The sequence below is a fragment of the Kitasatospora sp. NPDC059088 genome, assembly GCF_042738155.1.
GTDB lineage: Bacteria > Actinomycetota > Actinomycetes > Streptomycetales > Streptomycetaceae > Kitasatospora.
In genome coordinates this window covers 56,985-58,996 of record NZ_JBHYGR010000019.1, presented here as the reverse complement: position 1 = coordinate 58,996, position 2,012 = coordinate 56,985, and the positions used below count along the sequence as shown (strand labels likewise).

Sequence of the window (2,012 nt, the reverse complement as noted above, 5' to 3'; positions counted from 1 at the left end):
GGGTTCGACGACGCGTACGTGGTCGCCCCCGTCGGCCTCGCGGGGGGGGGGGCCGCCGAGGTGCGGGTGTGGGACCTCCCGGCGGACGCCTCGGCGGCCGGCGCCGCCCGCCGCCTGGTCAGCGACCAGCTGGCCCGGTGGGAGCTGACCGACCTGGTGGACGCGGCGGAGCTGGTGGTCAGCGAGATGGCCGGCAACGCCCTGCGCCACGGGCGCGCGGTCGGGCCGCTGCGACTGCTCCGGCACGACCGCCTGGTGATCGAGGTCTCCGACCGGGGCCCCGACCTCCCGCAGATCCAGCACGCCTCGCTGAGCGACGAGGGCGGGCGCGGACTGCAACTGATCAACGTCCTGTGCCGCCGCTGGGGAGCCTGCCGGACCGCCTTCGGGAAGGCGGTGTGGGCGGAGCTCGACCTGCCCCGGGCCACCCGGCTCCCCTAGGCCCTAGCGGCCGCGCAACCCGCTGCCGCGTACGGTTCGTCCACGGCGCGTTGTCCCGATCGGCGCACGACGGGCCGCGCCCGGCCCGCCTACCTTCTCCGGAACCGTACGAACCGCCCGTACGAACCGCCCATACGAACCGCCCGTACGGGCCGTGCCGTACGACGGCGACCGGCGAGCGGCGACCCGAGGGAGCGATGCGCGTGAACTGGCTGATCCACGACTACCGGGAGGAGGACCTGGCCGCCGTCGTCCACCTGATCGACAGCACCGCCGGGCTGGGGCAGGAGTCCGTGTTCCCGCTCGCCGAGTGCATCGCCGCGCTGACCGCACGCCAGCCCGCCGTGGTCGCGGTGCACGGCGGCACGCCGATCGGGGCCGCGCTGGCCCAGGTGGCCGGGACGGGGGAGCGGGCCTGGGTGATGCGGGTGGCGATCGCCCCGGCCTGGCGCGGACGGGGCCTGGCCAGCGCGCTGCTGCGGGAGTTGGAGCGGCGGCTGGTCGAGCTGCGGGTGCGGCGGATCGCCTACGTGCTGCCGGAGGAGGAGCTGCTCGGCGAGGGACTGCACAAGGCCGGCTACCAACGGCGGCCCGCCGCGGCCTACTTCGAGAAGACCGAGCCCGCCGCCGGCCCCGCGGCCGGCACGCTGGACGAGCTCGGCGGGCGGCTGCTGAGCGGGGACCTGTGGGACCAGGTCGCCGGGATGACCGCCGAGAAGGAGCTGATCGAGCGGCGGATCGTGCTGCCGCTCGCGGAACCCGAGCGCGCCGCCCGGCACGGGGTGCGGCCGCCGCGCGCGATCACCCTGTTCGGGCCGCCCGGCACCGGCAAGACCACCTTCGCCCGGGCCATCGCCTCCCGCCTGGGCTGGCCGTTCGTCGAACTGCTGCCCTCCCGCCTCGCCGACGAGGGCAACCTGGCCGCCGCGCTGCGCAGCGCGTTCGCGCGGATCGGCGAACTGGAGCGGGTGCTGGTCTTCATCGACGAGGTGGAGGAGATCGCCCCCGTGCGCGGCGCGGCCGGCCAGCCGGGCGCCGTGCACGGGGTGACCAACGAACTGCTCAAGCTGATCCCGGGGTTCCGCGAGCGCGACGGCCGGCTGCTGGTCTGCGCGACCAACTCGGTCCGCTCGCTCGACCCGGCCTTCCTGCGCACCGGCCGGTTCGACTACGTCATCCCGATCGGACCGCCGGACCCGGACGCCCGCGCCGCCATCTGGTCCCGCTACGCCCTCGGCACCGACCGCGTCGACGTGGACGTGCCCGCCCTGGTGGCCGCGAGCGAGCGCTTCTCGCCCGCCGACATCGAGCACGCCGCACGGCTGGCGGCCCAGACCGCCTTCGAACGGGACGACGCCGTCCCCGGGGCGACCACCGCGGACCACCTCGCCGCGATCGGCGCGAGCCGCCCGACGGTGACGGCCGCCATGGTCGAGGCCTTCCGCGCCGACATCGGCTCGCACGCCCGGCTGTGAGCCGGGGCCCGGGGCGGGGGGGGGCCGGGCCCCCCCCCCCCCGCCGCCCGCTTTGGCCCCGGGGGGGGACCCCCGGGCACCGCGGGCGGGGCCCCC

General features: G+C 76.9%; 2 protein-coding genes. Both read left to right on the top strand.

What is annotated here, in order from left to right; genetic code table 11:
- On the top strand, nucleotides 1–441 hold a 441-nt coding region (locus ACFWXO_RS11480), incomplete at its 5' end, for an ATP-binding protein (protein ID WP_380523339.1).
- Nucleotides 442–644: 203 nt separating this feature from the next.
- Nucleotides 645–1,916 carry an ATP-binding protein gene (locus ACFWXO_RS11475; RefSeq protein ID WP_380523338.1) on the top strand — a complete coding sequence of 424 codons (1,272 nt, stop codon included), beginning with the start codon at nucleotides 645–647 and terminating at the stop codon, nucleotides 1,914–1,916.
- The last annotated feature ends 96 nt before the right edge of the window (nucleotides 1,917–2,012 follow it).